We start from the raw sequence: 22,214 nt of genomic DNA on the forward strand, positions 1-22,214 counted from the left end.
ACCCCGGTTTTAATCGTTTCCACCGGTTTCAACGCGGACAACCAGAAAGGGACAGCAATGGACATGGGAATCAAGGGGCGCACGGCGCTCGTGTGCGCGGCCAGCAAGGGTTTGGGACGCGGTTGCGCCGAGGCGCTGGCGGCCGAGGGCGTCAACCTCGTAATCGTGGCGCGTACGCCCGGTCCGCTCGAAGCCACGGCCGAGCATCTTCGTGCAAGCTTTGGCGTGACTGTGACGGCGGTAGCGTGCGACATCACCACGGAAGAAGGCCACGCCGCGGCTCTGGCCGCGTGCCCTGCGCCGGACATTCTCGTGAACAATGCCGGCGGGCCGCCGCCGGGGGATTTCCGGCAATTCTCGCGCGACGACTGGATCAAGGCGCTTGATTCGAACATGCTGACGCCGATCGAGCTGATCAAGAAGACGCTCGACGGCATGATCGAGCGTGGCTTTGGACGTATCGTGAATATAACGAGCTCGTCGGTGAAGGCGCCTATTGACGTGCTGGGTCTGTCCAACGGTGCGCGTTCAGGGTTGACGGGTTTTGTCGCGGGTTTGTCGCGCAAGGTCGCGGCGACCGGTGTCACCATCAACAACCTGCTGCCGGGCTCTTTCGATACCGACCGGCTCGTCACCACGTTCGAGGCGGACGCGAAGGCGAACAACATCTCGGTGGAAGAGGCCAAGAAGCGCCGCATGAGCCGGCTGCCGGCGGGCCGCTTCGGTACGTCGGAGGAGTTCGGTAAGGCGTGCGCGTATTTGTGCAGCGTCCACGCCGGCTATATCACGGGGCAAAATCTGCTGATCGACGGCGGTGCTTATCCGGGCACATATTGAACGTATTGATCGTCGAATCCCACAAAACATCACAACCGGGAGGCATTTCATGACCCCACGCGTCGCGCTGATTGCGCACGACATGAAGAAAGATGACATCGTGGCGCTAGCCGGCGAATTCGCGGCCACACTGGCACAGTGCCGGTTGGTGGCGACCGGTACGACCGGTGCGCGGATTGCGGCGGCCCATGGTTTGGAGGTCGAGCGCAAGCTCTCCGGACCGTTTGGCGGCGATCTGCAGATTGGCGCTGAACTGGCCGAGGGGAGGGTCGACGTGGTGGTTTTCCTGCGCGACCCCATGACGCCGCAACCGCACGAGCCGGACATCAATGCGCTGGTGCGCGCGTGCGACGTCCACAACGTGGCGTGCGCAACGAATCTCGCGACAGCACGCATGATTCTCGACGACCTGAAGCTACGGCTGGGTCGAGCTTAGACCGCGCTGAATAGTAACAATTGGTTAGTGACCGGCAGACGCCGGCAAAGGGAGACAAGGGTGACAAAGGCGATTCGATTCGATAAAACCGGTGGCCCGGAAGTGATGAAATGGGTCGACGTCGAAGTGGGCGAGCCGGGCAAGGGCGAGATTCGCGTGAAACATCATGCGGTCGGCTTGAACTTCATCGACGTGTACTTTCGTACCGGGCTATATCCCATGCCGCTGCCCGCCGGACTGGGCATGGAAGCCGCAGGCGAGGTAACCGCGGTCGGCGAAGGCGTGACAGGTTTCAAGGTAGGTGACCGGGTGGCTTACGCCTCACGGCCGCCGGGCGCTTATGCGCAAGAACGGGTCATGTCGGCGCAGTATGTCGTGCGTCTGCCTGACGCAATAGCGTATGAGGACGCGGCGTCGGTGATGTTGCAGGGACTGACTGCGCAATATCTGCTGCGACGGACGTATCGCGTGAAAGCAGGCGACACGATCCTGATCCACGCGGCGGCCGGCGGCGTGGGCATGCTCGCGTGCCAGTGGGCGAAGGCGCTCGGCGCGACGGTGATTGGTACGGTTGGATCGGACGAGAAGGCCGAGCTCGCGAAGGCGCACGGCTGCGATCATCCGATCGTCTATACCCGTGAGGATTTCACGAAGCGGGTACGCGAGATTACGAATGGCGCGGGCGTGCCTGTGGTCTACGATTCGATCGGCAAGGACACCTACACGGCATCGCTCGACTGCCTTGCACCGTTGGGCATGTTCGTGAGTTTCGGCAATACATCAGGGCCGTTGCCACCCATCGATTCTTCCGAGTTCGCCGGGCGTGGATCGCTGTATTTCACGCGGCCCACGTTGTTCAGCTATATCGCCAAACGCAGCGATCTTGAGGAGATGACGGGCGAACTGTTCAATGTGTTGAGCACAGGCCAGGTTAAGACGAGCGTGCGGCAGCGGTATCCGCTGGCCGAAGCGGCAAGGGCACACGAAGATCTGGAGGCGCGCCGAACCACGGGGTCGACAATTTTCCTGCCTTGATCAGAGCGTAAGAGCGTAAGAGCGCAAGAGCGCAAGAGCGCAAGAGCGTAAAGGGGGCGGACGCGGCGCTTTCGTGCCGCGCCGTCCATTGCGGGCAGCGAGATGAACGCGATTAGAAATATTCGGCGGATAACGCATCGGACGGGGCCGCCTTGCGATCCGCGTTACTGGAATGTCCGCTGTAAGACCACCGCAACAGAGCCTCGCCGGGAAGGTCTGTCGCAGTGCCATTTACACATTCTTTACGTCCGCATCCCGATCTTTGACCTGCCTTTTACGTCGGCGCGCTTAATGTTCGGGCCAGCGTTCAATACTTGGGGAAAATGCCTGGCAGCAAAACCTACATCGGACCCTGCGCCGGAGACACGACACGTACCGGCCCGCCATACGGGGAAAGCCGCGTGTCAGTATGTTGATGTTGAAACAAAGAAATCGAACCTCGCCTCGGATGCGACCGTTCTAAATAGCTAAAAAATGAATCGCCCAAACCCAGACGAGCTGCTCGGAAGACTGCAAAGAGAGGAAGAGAAGCGTCATCGCGGACGGCTGAAGATATTTTTTGGCGCATCGGCGGGGGTGGGCAAGACCTACGCCATGCTGCTTGCGGCGCGGGGAAGGAAACAGCAGGGGGACGACGTAGTTATCGGCGTCGTGGAAACGCATGGCAGAAGCGAAACCGCCGCGTTACTGGAAGACCTCGAACAACTGCCGTTGGCGAACATCACGTATCGAGGCCATGCGCTCCAGGAATTCGATCTCGACTCAGCGCTTCAGCGCCACCCGCAACTTGTCCTCGTCGACGAACTCGCCCACTCCAACGTCCCCGGCGCGCGTCATCTGAAACGCTGGCAGGACGTGCATGAACTGCTGGACGCAGGCATTGACGTCTACACCACGGTCAATGTCCAGCATCTGGAAAGCTTGAACGACATTGTTGGCCAGATCACGCAGATCCGCGTGTTCGAGACGGTTCCGGATCGCGTGCTGGATCAGGCCGATGAAGTCACGCTGGTCGATCTTCCGCCCGAGGAACTGCTGGAACGGCTGCGCCATGGCAAGGTCTACCTGCCGCAGCAGGCGGAACATGCCGTCCGCAATTTCTTTCGCAAAGGCAACCTGATCGCGCTGCGTGAACTGGCGTTGCGGCGCACGGCGGATCGCGTCGATGCCCAGATGCGCGAATACCGCGCGGATCGTTCTATCGAGAGAATCTGGCAGGCGCGCGACCGGCTGGTGGTGTGCATTGGGCCGGGACCGGAAGCCCCTACGCTCGCGCGCGCTGCGGCAAGGCTCGCGGCAAGCCTGCGCTCGGACTGGATCGCGGTCTATGTCGAAACGCCGCAACTGCAAAAACTTTCTGATGCTCGTCGCGAACGCACGCTCGCCGCGCTCAAGCTCGCCGCTGAACTGGGAGCCGAGACGGTGACGCTGGCCGGTGACGATGCAGTTGCGACGTTGATTGGGTACGCGCAGGCGCGCAACGCGTCGAAACTGGTGGCAGGCGCGTCGAAACATCGCGGTTTCGCACGATGGCTACAACGGCCGTTCGGCGAGCGCTTGGCAGAGCACGCTGGCGACCTCGACCTCACGCTGATTCGAGCGCGGGAGAGCGACCGAAGCGAAGCAAGCGACTCGGGCGATCGGAGCGGATCGTCGTCGCAAGAAGAGGGGCTCGCCCCCGACTGGCACGACGCGCTGAGCGCCGCGCGCGAGCAGCGCTCGGCGCCGCGGGGCTACGCGTACGCCATTGCGATCTGCGCGGTCATCACGCTGCTCGCGAGCCAGATCCGCAATCATTTCGATCTCACGAACCTCGTGATGTTTTATCTGATCGGCGTGATTTACACAGCGGCGCGTATTGGCCGCGGTCCGGGCGTGCTGCTGTCGTTCCTGAGCGTCGCGGCCTTCGACTTCTTCTTCGTGCCGCCGCGCATGTCGCTGTCCGTCTCCGATACCCAATACCTGCTGACCTTCGCCGGCATGCTGCTGACGTCGCTGGTGATCAGCCACCTCACATCGAGCTTGCGACGCGAGGCGCGCGTTGCGTCCAAGCGCGAGCGTCGCACCGGGGCGATGTATGCAATGGCTGGCGAACTCGGCGCGGCGCTTGGCGTCGAGCAGATCGTGGGTATTGGCATGCGGCACGTAAGCGAAGTATTTCGCGCGAAAGTGGCCCTGCTGCTGCCCGATTCCAGCGACAAAGTCCGCCAGAAACTCGATCCATCGGATATGTCGGTGGCTGCGCTGCTGCTTGATGCAAGCGCGCTGGATCTCGATGTTGGCCAATGGGTCTACGACCAGCAGAAGCCGGCCGGTCACGGAACCGACACGCTGCCTGCTGCCGCCGCGCTTTATCTGCCGCTCAAGGCACCAATGCGCACGCGCGGCGTGCTCGCGGTGCTCACGCGCAACGCTGGCGAACTCGATGTCCCTGAACAAAAGCGCATGCTCGACGCATTCGCCGCGCAGATCGCGCTGGCGCTCGAACGGGTGCATTACGTCGAGATTGCACGCGACGCGCTGGTGAGCATGGAGTCCGAGCGCCTGCGCAATTCTCTGCTGTCCGCCATCTCGCACGATTTGCGCACGCCGCTTACGACCATTGTCGGTTTTGCATCCATGCTCGCCGAAGCGCACGGTGATGCCCGTTCGCCGGCCAACGCTGAGTTGATCGCGGCAATCCACGATGAATCGTTGCGCATGACCGGCATTGTCACGAACTTGCTGGACATGGCGCGCTTGCAGGCGGGCGGTCTGCGGCTGAACCGGCAATGGTCGCTCCTTGAAGAGACGGTCGGCGCGGCGCTGCGGGCGTGCCGGCGCGTTTTGAACGGCCGCCCGGTCGAGGTGCGTCTGCCCGCGGACCTTCCGTTCCTGCAACTCGATGCCGTGCTGATGGAGCGCCTCTTCTCGAATCTGCTCGAGAACGCTGCGAAATATACGCCGCCGGGCTCGAAGCTCGTCATTGGCGCGGAGAGCCTGAGTATGGATGGCAAGCCGTTCGCGCGTGTCTATATTGACGATAACGGTCCGGGTTTGCCCGCGAACATGGGAGACCGCGTGTTCGAGAAATTTACGCGCGGCGAGAAGGAGTCGGCGAAGCCTGGCATTGGGCTCGGGCTCTCGATTTGCCGCGCAATCGTGCAGGCGCACGGCGGTACAATCGGCGCGAATAACCGGCTGGACGGCAGTCTTCCGGACCCGCAGGTCCAGGGCGCGCGCTTCTGGTTCACCTTGCCCGTGGATGCACCGCCGCCTGTGCCCAGTTTCTCCGACGAAGCCGAACAGGATTTCGTCGATTTTTCCCCGTCGGACCTTAAGCCCCATGAAGCCCCATGAGCGAACCTAACCTCACTGTCGTGTTGATCGAGGACGAAAAGCAGATTCGCCGCTTTGTGCGCGCGTCGCTCGAGGCCGAGGGCATTACCGTGCACGAAGCGGAAACGGGCAAGCAGGGGCTGGTGGAGGCGGCAACCCGCAAGCCGGATCTCGTGATTGTCGATCTCGGTCTGCCCGATACCGACGGTCTCGATGTGATCCGCGAACTGCGAAGCTGGACCGAATTGCCGGTGATCGTGTTGTCGGCGCGTACGCAAGAAGAGGAGAAGGTCGCGGCGCTGGATGCCGGCGCTGACGATTACCTGACCAAGCCGTTCGGCGTATCGGAACTGATGGCGCGGATTCGCGCGCATTTGCGGCGTCGCAATCAGGCGGCGTCGAGTGAATCGCCCCTGGTGAAATTCGGCGATGTAGTCATCGACCTCGGCCTGCGCCAGGTCACGCGTGCAGGCGCCCCCGTGCATCTGACGCCGATTGAATACCGGCTGCTTTCAACGTTGGTTCGGCACGCCGGCCGCGTGTTGACGCATCGCCAGTTGCTGCGCGAAGTGTGGGGGCCGTCGCATGTGGAAAGCCACCACTACCTGCGCATTTACATGGCGCACCTGCGTCAAAAACTGGAACGCGATGCCGCGCAGCCGGAGCATATTGTCACGGAAACGGGCGTGGGTTATCGGCTGATCGGAGCGGTCTGAATTGCATCGAGCACATCGTCTATTGGCACGTCGCCGCCGACAAACCCGATCACCTCGTTGCGTATATCGCGTTTGATGCATTCCACCGTGACGCGTGCAACGTCGTCGCGTGAAACGAGCGCCGCATCTGCGCTGCGTTGGATGGAGAGTGCAATCGTGCCACGGCCAATTTCGTCGGAGAGCGGTCCTGGTCGCAAGATCACGTGTGGAACGCCGCTTGCTTGGACGTAGTCATCGGCTTCGCGCTTCATTTTCGAGTAGTGCTTGAGCGCAAGCGGGCTGGATTGCGGCCAGTATGCGGAGATCGCGCTGATGACCACCAGCTGTTTTGTCCGGCGGCGTTTCGCGTAGTCGGCGGTGCGTAGGACGGCGTCGCGATCGATTGCACGTTCCTCGTTCACGCCTTCGCTTTCCGCCGATCCTGCTGCGTAGATTACGTGGGTGACGTCGTCAAAGGCGTGGGAGAAATCGTATGTCAGATCACCGAGCACGATTTCGGCGCCGAGTGCGGCGAACTCACCGCGGTGCGCGGATTTGCGCAGCAAGACTTTGAAGGGGAGGGATGCAGCGCGTAGTTGCCGGGCAATGTGGCGACCGGTCCGGCCGTGCGCGCCGATGAGCAGGACTTTCATTGCTGGTTCGCTCCTTCTGTTTGTGGGCAGGAGCTAAAACGGTAAGCGATTTTTGGAATCCATGCACTGGGGGCGGGCACCTACCAGTCGCCGTAACCCGCCCACGCCTACCCACGCCGCCCGTCCCCTGACAAGCAAAACCGTCACTCAATGACTTGAGCCGGACCTGCCTGACCCCTGCGCGCGCGCCGTTCCTCAGACCAAATCCGGATCCGGTCCATATAAAGATAAACCACCGGTGTTGTATAAAGCGTCAGTAACTGACTCACGATCAACCCGCCCACAATCGCGATCCCGAGCGGTGCGCGCATCTCCGATCCCTCGCCAGTCCCGAACGCCAACGGCAACGCACCCAGCAGCGCCGCAGCCGTTGTCATCATGATCGGCCGGAAACGAAGTAAACACGCCTGCTCGATCGCCTCGCGCGACGTTGCAGCGCCATGCCGCTGCGCCTGGATCGCGAAGTCGACCATCATGATCGCGTTCTTCTTCACAATGCCAATCAGCAAGATCACCCCGATCAACGCAATGATGCTGAACTCCGTCCTGAACAGCAGCAGCGCGAGCAACGCGCCAATACCCGCCGAGGGTAATGTCGAGAGGATCGTGATCGGATGAATGTAACTCTCGTACAAAATTCCAAGCACGATATACACCGCGGCAAGTGCAGCCAGGATCAGGATCGGCTGATCTTTGGTCGAATCCTGAAACTGCTGCGCCGTACCCGCAAAACTGCCGTGAATCGTGCTCGGCATGCCAATGGTCGCCATGGTCTCGTAGATGGCAGCGGTGGCGTCGGAAAGTGACTTGCCGGGCGGCAGGTTGAACGAGATCGTGGACGCCACGAACTGGCTCTGGTGATTCACCGACAACGGCGTGTTACCCGGCCCGAACTTGGCAATGGTCGAGAGCGGGATCATCGTCTCCTTCGACGTTGACACAGCCGCTCCCGACGACGAACTGGACTTGCCGCTCGCCGCAATGGCGTTGGTCGCGGCATTGCGGATGGACGCCAACGCCAGCGAACTGGTCGTGTCAGTTGACGAAGCGCTGCTGCTCGAACTCGTGGACGTTGACGTTGAAGTAGTCGTGGTCGCGTTCGTCGATGCCGACCCGCTCGCGGTCCCACCCGACGTGCTCACATAAATCTGCTTGAGCATTTCCGGGTCTTGCCAGTATTTCGGCGCGACTTCCATCACCACGTGGTACTGGCTCAACTCGTTGTAGATGGTGGACACCTGACGCTGGCCGAACGCGTCGTAGAGCGTGTTGTCGATCTGCGCCGGCTGAATGCCCAGGCGCGCGGACGTCGCCCGATCGATCGTCACGAACGATTCCAGACCGCCTTGCTGCTGGTCCGAATTGACATCAGCGAGTTCGGGACGGTTGAGCAGGGCGTCAGTGAGCTTCGGTCCCCACGTGTAGAGATCGGTGGTGGAATCAGCCAGCAGCGTGAACTGGTATTGCGCATTCGATTGCCGCCCGCCCGCGCGAATGTCCTGCACCGCTTGCAGGAAGGTCCGAACGCCCGCGACATCGGAAAGAGGTGCGCGCAGGCGCTGGATCACCTGTTCAGCCGATACCTTGCGGTCCTTCTTGGGTTTCAGCGAAATGAACATGAAGCCCGAGTTGGTTTGCCGTCCACCCGTGAAACCGGCGACGCTTTCCACAGCCGGATCGGCTTGCACGATCTTCATCATCTCGGAAAACTTGCCTTTCATCGCCTGGAAAGACGTGCTCTGGTCAGCCTGAATGCCACCAACGAGCCGCCCGGTATCCTGCTGCGGGAAAAATCCCTTCGGCACGATGATGTACAGATACACATTCAACCCGATGGTCGCGAGCAACACCAGCAAGACGATCCTCGGATGTGCGAGCGCCACGCCGAGCGTGCGCGCGTAGCCGTTCTGCATCCGCACGAACTGGCGTTCAAGCCAGCGCGAAAACCGTCCCGGGGGTTTCTGGTTGTGCGGTTCGTGCAGCAAACGCGCGCACATCATGGGCGTGACCGTCAGCGAGACAACCAGCGAAACCGCAATCGCCAACGACAACGTCAACGCGAATTCGCGGAACAACCGGCCAACAATGCCGCCCATCAACAGGATAGGAATAAACACGGCGACCAGCGAAATGCTCATCGATAGCACCGTGAAACCCACTTCCTGCGCGCCAAGAATGGCGGCTTTCATGCGCGGCACGCCGTTCTCTATGTGCCGCGAGATGTTTTCAAGCACGACAATGGCGTCGTCGACCACGAACCCCGTCGCAATCGTCAACGCCATCAGCGAGAGGTTATCGAGCGAGAACCCAAGCAGGTACATTGCGGCGAAGGTGCCGATGATCGAGATCGGCACGGCCACGCTTGGAATCAGCGTCGCGCGCCAGTTGCGCAGAAACAGGAACACGACCATCACGACCAGCGCCACCGCAACAATCAGCGTGAATTCCGTATCGTGCAGCGACGCGCGGATCGTGGTCGAGCGATCGGAGGTCGGCGTGATCTCGACGTCGGCGGGGAGCGCGGCCTGGAGTTGTGGCACCATGGCCTTCACGCGATCGATGGTGTCGATAATGTTCGCGCCCGGCTGGCGGTAAATGATCACGAGCACGGCGCGCTTGCCGTTGATCAGGCCCAGGTTGCGCAGATCCTCGACCGAATCGACTACTTCACCGACATCGCGCAGATGCACCGGGGCGCCGTTCCGGTAAGCGACCACCAGGTCGCGATACTGCTCGGCCTTGCTCGCCTGGTCATTCGTATAGAGCTGAAAGTGGGTGCCGTTGAACTCGATGGCGCCCTTCGGGCTGTTCGCATTCGCCGACGCCAGCGCCGCACGGACATCTTCCAGGCCGATGCCGTAGTGGAACAGCGCGTTCGGTTCCAATTCCACACGCACCGCAGGATTCGCCGAGCCGCTCACATCCACCTCGCCCACACCGGGCACAGTGGATAGCGTTTGCTGCAGCACGGTCGCGGCCGAATCGTATAGCGAACCAGCCGTTCGAGTCGGGGAGGAGAGCGCGAGGATCAGGATTGGCGCGTCGGCCGGGTTGACCTTGTGGTAAGTCGGATTGCTTTTCAGCGCCGTGGGAAGATCGGCGCGCGACGCGTTGATGGCGGCCTGCACGTCGCGCGCGGCGCCGTCAATGTCCCGGTTCAAACCAAACTGCAACGTGATACGGGCTGAGCCGACCGAGCTTTGCGACGTCATTTCGGTGACGTCCGCGATCGAGCCAAGATGGCGCTCCAGCGGACTCGCCACGCTGGTCGCGACGGTTTCCGGACTCGCGCCGGGCAAGCTCGCCTGGACCGAAATGGTCGGGAAATCGACTTGCGGCAACGGCGCGACCGGCAGCTTCGTGAACGCGAACAGGCCGGCGAGCGCAATGCCGATAGCGAGCAACGTGGTAGCGACCGGGCGCGCGATGAACGGTTGCGACAGGTTCATGCGCTTACTCCGTTCCGCTTGCCGGGCTCGCCGGGTGGGGCGGCGCGTTCCGGTGGAAACGCGAACGCACGCGGCGCGCGAGCGAATCGAAGCCGAGATAGATCACCGGCGTGGTAAAGAGCGTCAGCGCTTGCGACACGATCAAGCCGCCCACAATCGCAATCCCGAGCGGTCGACGCAGTTCGGAGCCCGCGCCCCAGCCCAGCATCAGCGGCAACGCGCCCAAGAGCGCGGCCATGGTGGTCATCAGGATTGGCCTGAAGCGCAGCAAACACGCCTGATAGATTGCATCGCGCGGACTCTTGCCTTGCTCGCGTTCGGCTTCCAGCGCGAAGTCGATCATCATGATGGCGTTCTTTTTCACAATGCCGATCAGCAACACGATGCCGATGATCCCGATGATGTCGAGATCGTGTCCTGTAATCATCAGTGAAAGCAGCGCGCCGACACCCGCCGAGGGCAGCGTGGACAAAATCGTGATCGGGTGGATAAAGCTCTCATACAGCACGCCGAGCACGATATACATGGTGACGATCGCGGCCAGGATCAGGAACAGTTCGTTCGATAGCGACGCCTGGAAAGCCAGCGCCGCGCCCTGGAAACGGATCTGGAACGAGGCGGGCAAGCCGATGTCCTTCTGCGCCTGACCGATCGCCTTCACGGCCGCGCCCAGCGACGCGCCGGGCGCGAGGTTGAACGAAACGGTGGTCGCGGGGAACTGCCCGAGGTGCGTCACCAGCAGCGGCGCCGCGCGTTCATGGAAGGTCGCGATAGCCGACAGCGGCACCTGACCGGAGCTTGCCGTGGAGGACGGCAGATAGATGCCGTTCAGCGTCTCGCTGTAATGCTCCTCGGTCGGCTGGGACTCCAGGATCACGCGATACTGGTTCGACTGCGTGAAGATGGTCGAGATGATGCGTTGACCGAATGCGTCGTAGAGGGCGTTGTCGACGGTAGCCGGCGTGATGCCGAAGCGCGCAGCCGTCGAACGGTCGATCTCCACGTACACCGACTGGCCGTTCTGCTGCAGGTCGGTCGCGACATCCGCCAGTTCTGGCGATTGCTGCAGCCGCGCAGTCAGTTTAGGCACCCATTCCGCGAACTCCGCCGAATTCGGGTCCGTCAGCATGAACTGATATTGGGTCGGGCTGACGGTGGAGTCGATGGTCAAATCCTGCACCGGCTGCATGTAGAGCCGGATGCCGGGAATGTTCGCCACGTCTTTCTGCAGCGTGCGGATCACGTCACTCGATGTATTGCTGCGGTCGTCGCGAGGCTTCAGGTTGATCAGCATCCGGCCGCTGTTCAGCGTGATATTGGTTCCGTCCACGCCAATGAACGAGGTCAGGCTTTCAACATCTGGGTTCTTCAGAACCTGCGCGGCGAGTGCTTGCTGCTGTTCAGCCACCGCTTGGTAAGACGCGGCTTGCGGCGCCTGCGTAATCGCCTGGATCACGCCGGTATCCTGGATCGGGAAGAAGCCCTTCGGAATCCAGATGTAGAGCAGAGCGGTGAGCACGAGCGTGAGCAGCGCGACCACCAGCGTCGAGCGCTGCCGGTCGAGCACCCATGTCAGCGCGACGCCATAACGCCCGATCACATAGTCAATGAACTGATGCGCACGTGCTTCGAACTGGTGACTTTCCTTCGGCGGCGTATGACGCAACAGCTTCGCGCACAGCATGGGCACGAGTGTGAGCGAGACGATTGCGGAGATCACGATGGTCACGGCCAGCGTGATCGCGAATTCGTGGAACAGGCGACCGACCACATCGCCCATGAACAGCAGTGGGATCAGCACCGCGATCAGCGAAACGGTCAGCGAAATGATGGTGAAGCCAATCTGCTTCGAGCCCTTGAGCGCCGCTTCGAGCGGTGGCTCGCCTTCCTCCACATAACGCGCGATGTTCTCGATCATCACGATGGCGTCATCGACGACAAAACCCGTCGCAATGGTCAACGCCATCAGCGAAAGGTTGTCGAGCGAGAAGCCGCACAGATACATAACGGCGAGCGTACCGATTAGCGAGACCGGTACGGACAAGCTCGGAATCAGCGTGGCCCAGACGTTCGCGAGGAACAGGTAGATCACGAGCACGACCAGCACTACGGAGAGCGCCAGTTCGAACTGCACGTCACGCACCGAGGCGCGAATGGTCGTGGTGCGGTCGGTGACGATGCGCACGTCGAGCGCGGCCGGCAGCGCCGACTGCAATTGCGGCAGGATCTTCTTGATGCCGTCGACCACCGCAATCACGTTCGCGCCCGGCTGGCGCTGCACGTTCAGGATGATGGCCGGCGTGTTGTCCACCCACGCGCCGAGCTTGGTGTTTTCCGCACCCTGGATGACCGTCGCGACATCCGTCAGCATCACCGGCCGGCCGTTCTTGTATGCGATGACCGCGCTCTGGTAGGCGCTCGCGTCGGTGAGCTGGTCGTTCGCGTTGATCGTGTAGGCCCGCGACGGACCGTCGAAATTGCCCTTCGGCGTGTTGACGTTGAGGTTCGAAATCGTGGTGCGCAAGTCGTCGATGTTCAGGCCATACGACGCCAGCGCGCGCGTGTTCGCCTGAATACGCACAGCCGGCCGGTTGCCGCCGCTGACCGACACCAGTCCCACGCCGCCGACCTGCGAGATCTTCTGCGCGAGGCGGGTGTCGGCGAGATCCTGGACCTGCGTGAGCGGCAAGGTCTTCGAGCTGATCGCGAGCGTGATGATGGGCGCGTCAGCGGGGTTCACCTTCGCGTAGATTGGCGGAGCGGGCAGGTCGGACGGCAGCAGGTTGCCTGCTGCGTTGATCGCCGCTTGTACTTCCTGCTCGGCAATGTCGAGCGGCAAGTCGAGACTGAATTGCAGCGTAATGACGGAGGCGCCCGCCGAACTTTGCGACGACATCTGGTTCAGGCTGGCCATCTGCCCGAACTGCTTTTCGAGCGGCGCGGTGACGGAAGTGGTCATCACATCCGGCGACGCGCCCGGGTAGAACGTCTGCACCTGGATGGTCGGATAGTCGACGGCGGGCAACGCGGACAGCGGCAAAAAGCGCAGCGCGACGAGGCCGACCAGCATGATTGCAGCCATCAGCAGCGCCGTGCCGACCGGACGCAGAATAAAAGGACGCGATGGATTCATGCGGGTGCAGTGCGGTTATGGATCATGAGTACATCATTGTTGCTGTTGCTTGCGATGGTGACCGTGATGCGCGCCCGAAGCAGCCGATGCCGCCGATGCCGTCGCGGCTCCGGAAGCGCCGGAAGCAGCCTTGGGCTTGTCTGCCGGGATCGTGATCTTCGCGCCTTCCTTCAGGCGGTCGGAGCCGTCGATCACCACACGTTCGCCCACTTCCAGACCTGTCTTGATGCTGGTGCGTTCTCCATCGACCGGACCGATCTTCACATTGCGCACAGTCACTGTATTGTCCGGCTTCACCACATAGACAAACGCGCCCGATGAACCGTTGAGCACCGCCGGCGTGGGCACGATGGTCGCGTCCTTGATGACATCGACCAGTAGTTTCGTGTTCACGAACTGGTTCGGAAACAGCATGCTTTCCTGGTTGTCGAAGGTCGCGCGCAGCTTGACGGTGCCCGTGGTGGTGTCGATCTGGTTATCGATTGTTTCCAGATAACCGCTTTCGAGCGACTTGGTGTTGGCCCGGTCGTAAGCGGTCACCGACATCTTCGTGCCCGCATGCAGCGGCTTCAGGATGGCGGTGAGGTTGTCTTCGGAGGTCGTGAAAATGACGCTGATGGGCTGCAGTTGCGTAATGACCACCACGCCGTTCGTGTCGCCGGTTGTCACGTAGTTGCCCGGATCGACTTGCCGCAAGCCGACACGGCCCGACACCGGCGCCGTGATGCGCGCGTACGTCAGGTCGAGCTTGTAGGTATCCACATTAGCCTGGTCCGACTTTACCGTCCCTTCGTATTGCTGCACGAGCGACGCCTGTGTATCCACTTGCTGGCTCGCGATCGAGTCTTGCGAAAGCAGCATTTGATAGCGCTTCAGGTCGAGGCGGGCAGTCTGCAGCAGCGCCTGGTCTTTCGCGAGCGTGCCTTGCGCATTGCGCAGCGAGATCTCGTAGGGGCGGGGGTCGATCTGCGCCAGGACGTCCCCCTTCTTGACCATCTGCCCTTCCTGGAAGGCGACGTCCTGCAGCGTGCCGTTGAGCTGCGTCTTGACCGTGACCGACGCCAGCGGCGTCACTGTCCCGAGCGAGTTGATCACCACCGGCATTTCACCTTGCGTGACCGTTGCGACATGCACCGGTTGCGGCGGAGCCGCCATGCCTGGACCGCCGCCACCGTGCCGGCCGCCGCCTGCCTGCCGCGCTTGCTGCGAGTTATCAGCACCACCGCGGTTCCACGGATGCCATGCGATCAAGCCTGCCACGATCAGGACCGCGACGACGATCCAAACGAGCCGGCGCCGGCGGGGCCGGGAGGCGGGCACAGGAGGAGTCGAGGCTTGGGAGGTAGGCGAACGGGCTTCAGAGTAAGGCGGTGGTGCTGGGTGTTTTTTTTGTTCGTCCATCGTTTCAGTGGCTCGGTGAGTCGGTGGGCTCGGAAACTGTCTTGAGGTGCTGGCGGGGTGGTTTGCCGGCGTTCGCGTGGACGGGTTCTGAAGCGTACTGGGAACGCCGTCGATTTACGTCACGCACTTTACGCGACGCATTGGTCAGCCACGCGGCGAGCACGCCATTGGCGCCCGATGTACTCGCGAAATGTTCATTTGAGTGAAAGCTTCGAAAGGTGGCCCGGGCGCGCGAAGCATGATGCTACGTCCCGTGCTTCGTTGCAGTCCAGCTATCTTTCTTTCGATTGATTACGAACGTTACGAATCCCGATGAGATAGCAGGCAATTCGAAAACAACGCGCGGAAGGACGTCAACGCCGACCGACATCGTATCGTCTTGCGCATTCACGAGTGACGCGAAGCCATGAAAAGGCGTGATCCATGAGTCTGGACTCGAAGCAGGGGGGGCGTGCGGCGGGCGCATGCGCGAGGAAGCGCAACGATGGGCGGCAAAACGTCCCGATTTGCCGATGCGGGCGCACAACGGTACATCGGGTGTTTTGCCGCCCATCAGGCGCATGGGGCGAAGCGAAGCGTAATGTGGCGAGACGTCGCGGGCGTTATTCGGCGCGTTATTCGCTCAGGCGCGCGGACGGTGTTCCGCCGATCTCGTGCGTGATCTTCGCGACGCATTCGAGCAACGCAGGCGCCACCTTGTTCAGCAGCACGTCCCGTGGGGCCTGATATTCAGCGCCGCCGCAATTGACCGCGTAGCGTTGTCCCGACGGCCCCACAAACCCCGCTGCCACGGCGTTGAGCCCCTGATGCCAATCACCGGTGGAGATGGCGAAGCCACGGCGCACCGCGTCTTCCAGGCCCGGCTTCAAGCTGCTGTCGATGCTCGGCCAGTCGTCACCCGAGGCGGTCCGCAGACTGTCGAGCAGGCCGGCCCTGTCGGGCTCGCCGAGCGCCGCCAGATAAGCACGGCCGACCGCCGTGCGGCCGAGGTCCATCCGCGAGCCGACTTCGAGCCGCGATACAAGCACGGCCGAGCGCGGCCGGATGGTATCGATGACGACCATGTCCAGCCTGTCGCGTACGGCGAGATGTACGCTTAGCGTGGTCCGGTCCGCCAGTTCTATAAGAAACGGCCGCGCCCGCGCCCGGATGTCGAAGTTGCGCAGGAAACCGTTGCTCAATTCCAGGACTGAAGCCGTCAGTACGAAACGCTCACTGTCGGGTAATTGAAACAGCAAGTTGGCGCTCACCAGGGTCGCCGTTAATCGCGAGATGGTCGGTTTTGGAATGCCCGTCCATTCGGCTAGCTCGCGATTGCTGACCGGAGCGTTGGCGGCGGCGATACGACGGAGTACGTCGAGGCCCCGCGACAACGCGACAACTTCTTCCCCATCACGCCCTTTTTCCTTTTCCCGGCTCGTAGGCCGGCTCTCAGTGATTTGCATTATTTTTTTCGGAACTTGGTTTCGTTGGAAAGGCCGGAGACGCCATTCGTCGAAGTTGACTGAGCACGCGCGCCACCGCTCACCGGAATCGTATTATCCAGCAGTGAAAACGTGTATCTGCCGGACCCGTTTTTGTCATCAAACCCGCGTACCTACAGTCAGATAGTCGCTCAAACCTCGAAATTTCGCTTGACTAGGTTTCGCATAACGTAAAAAATGGAACCCGATTTCGAAAGCACTCCGGAAGCGCTAGTTGCGCGCGTCGAATTGCGATCGATAACCAGCTCTCAGGTTCTAGCACGGCCCTCGGAATGGCTAGAACTTTTAAGGCGCTACGGCAACGTAGCGCCTTTTTTTTGCTTGCGGAAGAGGGCGCTCCCGAACGTGTTCGGACAGCGCTGTCCTTATAGCGTGTTTGCGTTCGCGCATGCAAAGGCGTTGTTGCCCGGTGCCGACCTCGCTCCAATACAAACAATGATGGACGCAGGATACGGTGCGCGCGATCGAAAGCCGAGCTAGGGCCTTAGGCTACCTTATCTCAGGTTTTCCAATGCATTCCCCGCGCATGTTTAGTATTTCGGGTGAACTAAAGATTTTGATGCTTTCGCCAATAAGCCGATGCCCTTCCGAAATGAAAGGGCATCGTGAGAAGCGCTGATATGCGCACGGCGGTTAACCCGGCGCAGGGCTCACGCCGTCGTCAATACCTCGTCAATACCACTAACGGTGCGCAGCAAACATCTTGCCGGGTTTCAGCAAGTGCCGGCCGCGTAGCGCCCAGTAAATGCCCGCCACTCCTAGTACTGCTGCGCTGCCGAACACGAACATAGGAGAAACCTGCTGCGGCGAGGGATTGCTGGTAACTACAATCATTGCGGCGACGAGTGCCACGCCTGCCTGCACAAAAGCGCGCATGGCTCGGCTGCGATGGTCTGAAAAACGCACTGAACGCGACATGGGCGTGCGCGTGAATGGCTCAAAAAGGATCAGGCCGGCGACGAGGGCAACTAGCAAGTTCATCAGGATCATGACAACACTTCAATATCTAATTCAGGGATGGCCGCACTATAAGAAGCGGCGTCGGTGAAATGAATCAGAAGCGTCTTAAAGCAGGTCGAATTTTGATTGTTTCGAGACTGGGCGGGTGGGGTTACTGCGAGTTACTGCCGTTTATCCGGGGATACGCCCGAAACCCGGCCGAATGGCCAGCATCGTTTGGTTGTAAGGAGATGGGCTGGCGTGCACGGTTATCATGGGGTTCGGATGACCCGTTCAAGCGGTGAATGTAACAATCGGGTGGGCAGCATTTTGCTCGCCCAAGAGGACAATGACGATGCAAAAGAACTGGATGAACCGGCTGGCCGGCGCCATGGTTGCGCTTGGACTTCTCGCCGCGTGTGAGAAGCACGACGCCGCGGCGGGGCAGGCCGCCGGTGCGCTGAGCAACGTAGCCAGCCAGGCTGGCCAGAAATTCGATCAGGCAGAGAACTATGTCGGCCAGCAGGTCGACTCGGTCAAGCAGTCCGCGCAGCAGAACCTGCAGTCGGCGGGCACCTTGCCGGATATGTCGGCGAGCGGCGTGGCTGCAGCCGCGCGCGCCAATCTGGAGGGCGCGGCAAGCGCGACAAACGCGGCTATCATCAACGCCGCAAGCGATACCGGTGCGGGCCTGCAGTCCGCCGGGCACAAATTGCAGGACTGGTCGGCAAGCTCAGCTATGAGTCAAAGCGGGGCGAGCGGAGCATCGGCAACAGGTTCGGGCAGTTCTTCGAGCGGTGCATCGAGTGGTTCGGCCGCCACCTCAGCAGACCCAGGCAACGCCCGCTCGGACATGGACAAATAGGTGACAACCCCGTGGAGTCTCGGAACCTGTCGCGCTTTCCAACGCGGTAAACACGGCCTTTGCGGGCTAACATCTCGTTACCTGCGTGACCGTATTGTCTAAAGATTATTTCAGCGCAGCGGCTAAACTGGCGGTCTTTTACCTCTTTTGCCTATTGCGCACCGCCATGAAACCAAGCCGCATCCGGGCGCTTGCTAGCGCGCTGGTATTCGCCGCGTTGGTCAGCTCGGCGCTCACTGTTTTCGCCCTGAACGCTAGCGCCGCGCCTCCTGCGCTCACGTTGCCGTCGTTTCAGGAACTGATCAACAAACCCGCGGCATCAGACCCGGGATCGGGGGCCGCTGCCGCTTCCGGCACGGCGGACGCCACGGCAAGTCCGGCCAGCGACGCGGATCTGACGCGCTCGCTCGACACAGTCATTTCCACGCTGGACAACGACCGGGAACGCACGACGCTGGTCGCGCAGTTGAAAAAGCTTCGCGATGCCAAGCGTGACGCCGAAGCTGCCGCGCAAGCCGCGGGCACAGCCGCTGCGTCCGACGGTTCCGGCGCGGCAGTGCTGCCGGAGGTAGCCGCGGCCTCGTCCGCAAGTTCAACGACGGCAGCGTCGGCGGTCGTCGCCGCTATCACGCCTAAAACGGGGCTGCTCGGGGCGATCGCGTCGGGGCTGTCGAGCGTAGAAGCCGACTTCAGCCGCGGTCGTACGCCGCTCAATTATTGGGGCGGTCGCCTGAACGCCGCGGGCAATGAGCTTTTCACCATTGTCTCGGGACAGAGCCGCGAGAGTTTCGGCCACACGCTGCTCAACTATTGCCTGATGTTGACTGGCTGGGGCGTCTGCGCGTTCCTGCTGGTCTACCTCCAGCGGTACTTGCACGCGCGTTACAAAGTCCATTTCGGGCTGCGTGCCAATCCCACCACCAGCGAGCTTTTGATCTTCGCGCTGCGGCGGGTCGGGCCTTACCTGTTCGCGTTCATCGCGGCGCTGACTTTTGTGCGGCTGATGCCGGTGTCGCTCGGCCGCACGCTCGCGATGGTGACGGCGTACGCGATTGTCGCGGGCGCCGTGTTTTCATCGATCTGCCTGATCATGTTCTCGTTGTTCGGCTCGGCGCATCGCCGGGTGGCGGTGCATCTGCTGATTCTGCATGCACGTCGCCTGCTATTTCTCATTGGCACGCTCGGCGCACTGGGCGACGCCGCATCGAACTACGACGTGGCACAACAGCTCGGCACGAATCTGTCCGGGCTCCTCTCAACGGTCGCGAACATGGGCGCGGCGATCCTGACCGGCTATTTCACGCTGGCGTTCCAGCGGCCGGTGTCCCATCTGATCCGCAGCCGTTCGTATGAGCAGCGCAGCCAGCACAAGGCCGCGACTGAAACGTTCGAGGTGGTCGGTTCGCTCTGGCAGGTGCCAATGCTGCTGCTCGCATCCGCTTCGGTGATCGCGACGCTTGCAGGGATTGGCACCTCCGAGAACGTCCTGCAAATGGCGATCGCAACCGCCGGCTTGCTGGTGGTCGGACTGTTTCTCAGTGCTGTTGTGTTGCGGGTCACGCGATTGCCGCAACGCAAGACGCGCCGGCAATCGGCGTATGTACGACGGCTTTTCAAGTTCTTTGGCCGTATGGTCGTGCTGATGATCTGGTTAGCCTTCCTCGAACTTGCCTCGCGTTTCTGGGGGTTTTCGCTCACCAAACTTGCGGAGGAAAGCGTGGCCGCACGCGGCATCACGCATGCGGTGAGCGCGATCCTGCTGACCATTCTTATCGCTTGGCTAGTGTGGATCCTGATCGATACGGGGATTCAGGAGGCACTCAACCCGAACACGTCGCGCGGCAAAGGGCGCGGTCCAAGCATGCGCGCTCGCACCATGCTGCCGCTGATCCGCAACGTGGTGTTCGTGGGACTGCTGAGTGTTGCCGCGATCATTACCGCCGCCAATCTGGGGCTGAATGTGACGCCGTTGCTGGCTGGCGCCGGCGTGATCGGGCTGGCGGTCGGCTTTGGTGCGCAGTCGCTGGTGGCGGATCTGATAACGGGACTTTTCATCATCATCGAGGACACCATTTCTGTCGGCGATTCGATCGAGGTCGACGGCGGCCATGCGGGCGTAGTGGAAACGCTCACCATTCGTACCGTGCGACTGCGCGACGGGCAGGGCGCCATTCACGCCATCCCGTTTTCGCAGATCAAGGTCGTGAAGAATCTGTCGCGCGATTTTGCTTATGCGGTGTTCGAAGTGCGGGTGCCGTTTTCCGCCGATGTCGACCAGATCACGCAGATGATTCGGGAAGTCGGTGCGGAATTGATGGCCGATTTCCGATACCGGCGCGAGATGCTTGGGCCGATCGAAGTGTGGGGGCTCGACCGTTTCGATCCCAACTGGATGGTCGTGAAAGGGCAGATCAAGACCCTGCCGCTCAAGCAATGGAGTGTTGCGCGGGCATTTAACGTCAGGGTCAAGCGCAAGATGGACGAAATCGGCATGGACGTTCCGGTGCCGCAAATGCAACTACGGGTATCGCGGGAATCCGGGGGCATGGACGCCGACTTGAACGATCTGGAGGAGTTGACGGAAGCGGTTCCGCTGTCGCCGGTGGAGCGCAGCGCGGCCGCGATGGCCCGCGATGTTTCACACAAATCCCAGCCCGCACCGCCGCCGACAGATCAATCAGCGCAAGTGCCACCGCAGATTCCAACGGCGTCGGAGCCGGGGAAAGGGTAGTGCGGGTCTCGCTGCTGTTTCGCTATCGGCGTGTGCCAACCAATCCGACGCCCGCTAAGCGGCAACCATGACGAGATCATTGACGTGCGTCGAGATGTGCGCGCCAGGCACGCCATAGACATGGAGCGAGACCGCGGTGCGTCCCGTGAGCGATGTGTTGCCCAACTGGTGAATCGCCCCGCGCCCCGCGCCGACAAACGACACCGCGCCGTGCGCCCGTTCGTGGCGGCGCGTTTGAACTGCCCGATTCGTCTCGGCATCCCATGCGAACAGTGTCTCAGACAGCGTTCCTTCGAGCACCGTATAGGCGCACCAGGTGTGATGTCCATGTACCGGACTCGCCTGACCCGCTTGCCAGACGAGTGCGGCGACGGCATAGCGGCCGAGCGGATCGGCAACCAGCAAATGCCGCCGATAACAATCCAGCCCGCCTTCACGCTGGGCATCGGACAAAAAGCCGACTTCCCCGGACAGTCCATTGAGAGCCGACCGTACGACAAGTGCGAATCCCGCCGACGACGGATCAAGGCAACAGGCTCGATCGAGTGCATCGGACAATCGCGCGAGTGGCGATTTTGTATCAGGGGCAGAGGTCATGGCGAGGCTCGTCAGGATGGCGGAATCAGGTAGAAAGGAGCGGAAAGCCGAGCCTCTTTTATACCGGTTTGCATGTGGAAAAAGTTTCCATATAATTTCGCCAAGGCACGGAAAAGTAGAATAATTTCCTATCAGGGGCGGGCTGTGGGCATGGACCTTATCGATCGCAAGTTGCTGGAGCTGCTGCAGGAAGACGTGACAATGCCGATTGCCGAACTGGCGACGCGCGTCAATCTCTCGCAAACTCCATGCTGGAAGCGCGTGCAACGGCTAAAGGAAACGGGCGTGATCCGTGCTCAGGTCGCGTTGTGCGATCCGCGCAAGCTGGGGGTTGGGACAACGGTGTTTGTCGCCGTGAAGACCAATCAGCACACGCAGACCTGGGCGGAGGACTTCACGCGCGCGGTGCGCGATATTCCCGAAGTCGTCGAGGTGTATCGAATGAGCGGTGAAACGGATTATCTGATGCGCGTGGTGGTGTCGGATATCGACGATTACGACCGCGTCTACAAAACGCTGATTCGCGCTGTCCCACTCTACGACGTGAGTTCGAGTTTCGCGATGGAACAGATCAAATATTCCACCGCCCTGCCTGTGCGCTCGCCGCTCGGGGTGACGGGAAACTGAGGTTTTGCGGTTGA

General features: G+C 61.4%; 15 protein-coding genes. 8 read left to right on the forward strand and 7 right to left on the reverse strand.

The features are described 5' to 3' along the window. Nucleotides 1–57: 57 nt before the first annotated feature. The 5 genes from SBC1_RS05445 to kdpE all read left to right on the forward strand — a co-directional run bounded on the left by SBC1_RS05445 (nucleotide 58) and on the right by kdpE (nucleotide 6,342). A complete protein-coding gene (locus SBC1_RS05445) occupies nucleotides 58–837 on the forward strand; it encodes an SDR family oxidoreductase (protein ID WP_165088248.1) in 780 nt (259 codons plus the stop codon). Nucleotides 838–886: 49 nt separating this feature from the next. After that, nucleotides 887–1,273: a methylglyoxal synthase gene (locus tag SBC1_RS05450; RefSeq protein ID WP_165088252.1), complete on the forward strand. Its 387-nt coding sequence runs from the start codon at nucleotides 887–889 to the stop codon at nucleotides 1,271–1,273. Between the two features lie 60 nt (nucleotides 1,274–1,333). Then, nucleotides 1,334–2,308: a quinone oxidoreductase gene (locus tag SBC1_RS05455; RefSeq protein ID WP_165088255.1), complete on the forward strand. Its 975-nt coding sequence runs from the start codon at nucleotides 1,334–1,336 to the stop codon at nucleotides 2,306–2,308. 474 nt (nucleotides 2,309–2,782) lie between these two features. Further along, a complete protein-coding gene (locus SBC1_RS05460; protein WP_165088258.1) occupies nucleotides 2,783–5,647 on the forward strand; it encodes a sensor histidine kinase KdpD in 2,865 nt (954 codons plus the stop codon). Beyond that, nucleotides 5,644–6,342 (forward strand): two-component system response regulator KdpE, encoded by a 699-nt coding sequence (kdpE, locus tag SBC1_RS05465; RefSeq protein ID WP_165088263.1) that lies wholly within the window; start codon nucleotides 5,644–5,646, stop codon nucleotides 6,340–6,342. Before SBC1_RS05460 ends, kdpE begins: the two co-directional genes overlap by 4 nt. On the opposite strand, the gene SBC1_RS05470 is transcribed toward kdpE, so the two are convergent. The 6 genes from SBC1_RS05470 to SBC1_RS05495 all read right to left on the reverse strand — a co-directional run bounded on the left by SBC1_RS05470 (nucleotide 6,318) and on the right by SBC1_RS05495 (nucleotide 17,431). Beyond that, nucleotides 6,318–6,974 (reverse strand): SDR family oxidoreductase, encoded by a 657-nt coding sequence (locus SBC1_RS05470; RefSeq protein WP_165088268.1) that lies wholly within the window; start codon nucleotides 6,972–6,974, stop codon nucleotides 6,318–6,320. The genes kdpE and SBC1_RS05470 overlap by 25 nt on opposite strands. A gap of 143 nt (nucleotides 6,975–7,117) precedes the next feature. Next, nucleotides 7,118–10,423 carry an efflux RND transporter permease subunit gene (locus SBC1_RS05475; protein ID WP_165088272.1) on the reverse strand — a complete coding sequence of 1,102 codons (3,306 nt, stop codon included), beginning with the start codon at nucleotides 10,421–10,423 and terminating at the stop codon, nucleotides 7,118–7,120. A 4-nt stretch (nucleotides 10,424–10,427) separates the two neighbouring features. Further along, nucleotides 10,428–13,556 (reverse strand): MdtB/MuxB family multidrug efflux RND transporter permease subunit, encoded by a 3,129-nt coding sequence (locus tag SBC1_RS05480; RefSeq protein WP_165088275.1) that lies wholly within the window; start codon nucleotides 13,554–13,556, stop codon nucleotides 10,428–10,430. Nucleotides 13,557–13,589: 33 nt separating this feature from the next. Continuing rightward, complete coding sequence (locus SBC1_RS05485; protein ID WP_165088280.1) at nucleotides 13,590–14,957, reverse strand: MdtA/MuxA family multidrug efflux RND transporter periplasmic adaptor subunit; 1,368 nt, start codon at nucleotides 14,955–14,957, stop codon at nucleotides 13,590–13,592. 614 nt (nucleotides 14,958–15,571) lie between these two features. Beyond that, nucleotides 15,572–16,402, reverse strand: a complete 831-nt coding sequence (locus SBC1_RS05490; protein WP_165088283.1) for an IclR family transcriptional regulator — start codon at nucleotides 16,400–16,402, stop codon at nucleotides 15,572–15,574. A gap of 720 nt (nucleotides 16,403–17,122) precedes the next feature. Continuing rightward, on the reverse strand, nucleotides 17,123–17,431 hold the full coding sequence (locus SBC1_RS05495) for a hypothetical protein (RefSeq protein ID WP_165088286.1): 309 nt from the start codon (nucleotides 17,429–17,431) through the stop codon (nucleotides 17,123–17,125). Between the two features lie 304 nt (nucleotides 17,432–17,735). On the opposite strand from SBC1_RS05495, the gene SBC1_RS05500 reads away from it, so the two are divergent. Together SBC1_RS05500 and SBC1_RS05505 are read left to right on the forward strand one after the other, a co-directional pair. After that, complete coding sequence (locus SBC1_RS05500; RefSeq protein WP_206366016.1) at nucleotides 17,736–18,245, forward strand: hypothetical protein; 510 nt, start codon at nucleotides 17,736–17,738, stop codon at nucleotides 18,243–18,245. 166 nt (nucleotides 18,246–18,411) lie between these two features. Beyond that, on the forward strand, nucleotides 18,412–20,976 hold the full coding sequence (locus SBC1_RS05505) for a mechanosensitive ion channel family protein (protein ID WP_165088291.1): 2,565 nt from the start codon (nucleotides 18,412–18,414) through the stop codon (nucleotides 20,974–20,976). Between the two features lie 54 nt (nucleotides 20,977–21,030). On the opposite strand, the gene SBC1_RS05510 is transcribed toward SBC1_RS05505, so the two are convergent. Further along, on the reverse strand, nucleotides 21,031–21,573 hold the full coding sequence (locus SBC1_RS05510; RefSeq protein WP_165088294.1) for a cysteine dioxygenase family protein: 543 nt from the start codon (nucleotides 21,571–21,573) through the stop codon (nucleotides 21,031–21,033). 144 nt (nucleotides 21,574–21,717) lie between these two features. On the opposite strand from SBC1_RS05510, the gene SBC1_RS05515 reads away from it, so the two are divergent. Next, on the forward strand, nucleotides 21,718–22,200 hold the full coding sequence (locus SBC1_RS05515) for an Lrp/AsnC family transcriptional regulator (protein WP_089160731.1): 483 nt from the start codon (nucleotides 21,718–21,720) through the stop codon (nucleotides 22,198–22,200). Nucleotides 22,201–22,214: the final 14 nt, after the last annotated feature.

It is taken from the genome of Caballeronia sp. SBC1 (assembly GCF_011493005.1).
In the GTDB taxonomy this organism is placed as follows: Bacteria; Pseudomonadota; Gammaproteobacteria; order Burkholderiales; family Burkholderiaceae; genus Caballeronia.

What these genes read in the sequence shown, in the direction of transcription:
- SBC1_RS05445 (WP_165088248.1), top strand. Translation starts at nt 58, where the DNA reads ATGGACATGGGAATCAAGGGGCGCACGGCGCTCGTGTGCGCGGCCAGC.
- SBC1_RS05450 (WP_165088252.1), top strand. Translation starts at nt 887, where the DNA reads ATGACCCCACGCGTCGCGCTGATTGCGCACGACATGAAGAAAGATGAC.
- SBC1_RS05460 (WP_165088258.1), top strand. Translation starts at nt 2,783, where the DNA reads ATGAATCGCCCAAACCCAGACGAGCTGCTCGGAAGACTGCAAAGAGAG.
- kdpE (WP_165088263.1), top strand. Translation starts at nt 5,644, where the DNA reads ATGAGCGAACCTAACCTCACTGTCGTGTTGATCGAGGACGAAAAGCAG.
- SBC1_RS05470 (WP_165088268.1), bottom strand. Translation starts at nt 6,974, where the DNA reads ATGAAAGTCCTGCTCATCGGCGCGCACGGCCGGACCGGTCGCCACATT.
- SBC1_RS05475 (WP_165088272.1), bottom strand. Translation starts at nt 10,423, where the DNA reads ATGAACCTGTCGCAACCGTTCATCGCGCGCCCGGTCGCTACCACGTTG.
- SBC1_RS05480 (WP_165088275.1), bottom strand. Translation starts at nt 13,556, where the DNA reads ATGAATCCATCGCGTCCTTTTATTCTGCGTCCGGTCGGCACGGCGCTG.
- SBC1_RS05485 (WP_165088280.1), bottom strand. Translation starts at nt 14,957, where the DNA reads ATGGACGAACAAAAAAAACACCCAGCACCACCGCCTTACTCTGAAGCC.
- SBC1_RS05490 (WP_165088283.1), bottom strand. Translation starts at nt 16,402, where the DNA reads ATGCAAATCACTGAGAGCCGGCCTACGAGCCGGGAAAAGGAAAAAGGG.
- SBC1_RS05495 (WP_165088286.1), bottom strand. Translation starts at nt 17,431, where the DNA reads ATGATCCTGATGAACTTGCTAGTTGCCCTCGTCGCCGGCCTGATCCTT.
- SBC1_RS05500 (WP_206366016.1), top strand. Translation starts at nt 17,736, where the DNA reads ATGCAAAAGAACTGGATGAACCGGCTGGCCGGCGCCATGGTTGCGCTT.
- SBC1_RS05505 (WP_165088291.1), top strand. Translation starts at nt 18,412, where the DNA reads ATGAAACCAAGCCGCATCCGGGCGCTTGCTAGCGCGCTGGTATTCGCC.
- SBC1_RS05510 (WP_165088294.1), bottom strand. Translation starts at nt 21,573, where the DNA reads ATGACCTCTGCCCCTGATACAAAATCGCCACTCGCGCGATTGTCCGAT.